Source organism: Actinomycetospora sp. (assembly GCF_055612215.1).
Map to the genome: position 1 here is coordinate 1 of NZ_JBVPVA010001146.1, position 1809 is coordinate 1809.

2 protein-coding genes are annotated in these 1809 nt (G+C 71.4%); both read left to right on the top strand.

All coding sequences use genetic code 11. The features are described 5' to 3' along the window. On the top strand, positions 1-1374 hold a 1374-nt coding region (locus AC0CYZ_RS30860; RefSeq protein ID WP_472221939.1), incomplete at its 5' end, for a 2-oxoacid:acceptor oxidoreductase subunit alpha. Beyond that, on the top strand, positions 1371-1809 hold a 439-nt coding region (locus AC0CYZ_RS30865; protein WP_472221941.1), incomplete at its 3' end, for a thiamine pyrophosphate-dependent enzyme. The genes AC0CYZ_RS30860 and AC0CYZ_RS30865, both read left to right, overlap by 4 nt.

Here is a 1809-nt window from a genome sequence, read left to right on the forward strand (position 1 = left end):
AAGAACATGTTCGCGCTCGGGCTGCTGTCGTGGATGTACCACCGCGGCACCGAGGGCACCGAGGCGTTCCTGCGCGAGAAGTTCGCCAAGAAGCCCGAGCTGGCCGAGGCCAACATCCTGGCCTTCCGCACCGGGTGGAACTACGGCGAGACCACCGAGTCGTTCGCCGTCACCTACGAGGTCGCCCCGGCGGCGCTGCCCACGGGCACCTACCGCCAGATCACCGGCAACCTCGCGCTGGCCTACGGCGTGGTCGCCGCCGGCCAGCTCGCGAAGCTGCCGGTGTTCCTGGGCACCTACCCGATCACCCCGGCCTCGGACGTGCTGCACGAGCTGTCCAAGCACAAGGGCATGGGCGTGACGACGTTCCAGGCCGAGGACGAGATCGCGGGCGTCGGCGCGGCGCTGGGCGCGTCGTTCGGCGGCGCGCTCGGCGTCACCTCGACCTCCGGGCCCGGGGTGGCGCTGAAGTCGGAGACGATCGGGCTCGCGGTCGCGCTCGAGCTGCCGCTGCTGATCCTCGACGTCCAGCGCGGCGGACCCTCGACCGGGCTCCCGACCAAGACCGAGCAGGCCGACCTGCTCCAGGCGATGTACGGGCGCAACGGCGAGGCCCCGGTCCCGATCGTGGCGCCGGCATCGCCGAGCGAGTGCTTCGACGCCGCGATCCAGGCGGCCCGGATCGCGCTGACCTACCGCACGCCGGTCTTCCTGCTCTCCGACGGCTCGATCGCCAACGGCTCGGAGCCGTGGAACGTGCCCGACGTCGAGTCCCTCCCGGACCTGTCCGTGGAGTTCGCGACCGAGCCGAACGCCCCCGACGGGTCCGGCGAGTTCTGGCCCTACCTGCGCGACGACGACACGCTCGCCCGGCCGTGGGCCGTCCCGGGCACGCCGGGGCTGGAGCACCGCATCGGCGGCCTGGAGAAGGCCGACGGGCGCGGCTCGATCTCCTACGACCCGGACAACCACGACCGCATGGTCCGGCTGCGGCAGGCCAAGATCGACGGCATCGAGGTCCCGGACATCACCGTGGACGACCCGGACGGCGACGCCGAGGTGCTCGTGCTCGGCTGGGGCTCGACGTTCGGCCCGATCGGCGCGGCCTGCCGCCGCGTGCGGGCCGCGGGCCTGTCCGTCGCCCAGGCGCACCTGCGCAACCTCAACCCGCTGCCCGACAACCTCGGTGAGGTCCTCGGGAGCTACCGCCGCGTCGTCGTCCCCGAGATGAACCTCGGGCAGCTCGCGATGATGCTGCGTGCGCGCTACCTGGTGGACGCGCGCTCCTACACGAAGGTGGCCGGCCTGCCGTTCGGGGCCGAAGAGCTCGCCGGTGTCCTCACCGACGCCGTGAAGGGGGATCTTCCCGCATGACCACAGTGGACCTGCCCACCCCGAAGCACGGTGGCCTGGACCTCGTCCCGACCACCGACACCCCGCAGAAGGCCAAGGACTTCACCTCCGACCAGGAGGTGCGCTGGTGCCCGGGCTGCGGCGACTACGCCGTCCTCGCGTCGGTGCGCTCGTTCTTGCCCGAGCTGGGCCTGCGCCGCGAGAACATCGTGTTCGTCTCGGGCATCGGGTGCTCCTCGCGGTTCCCGTACTACCTCGACACCTACGGGATGCACTCGATCCACGGCCGTGCGCCGGCGATCGCGACCGGGCTGGCGGTGACGCGTCCCGACCTCTCGGTCTGGGTGGTCACCGGCGACGGCGACGCGCTGTCGATCGGGGGCAACCACCTGATCCACGCGCTGCGCCGCAACATGAACATCACGATCCTGCTGTTCAACAACCGGATCTACGGAC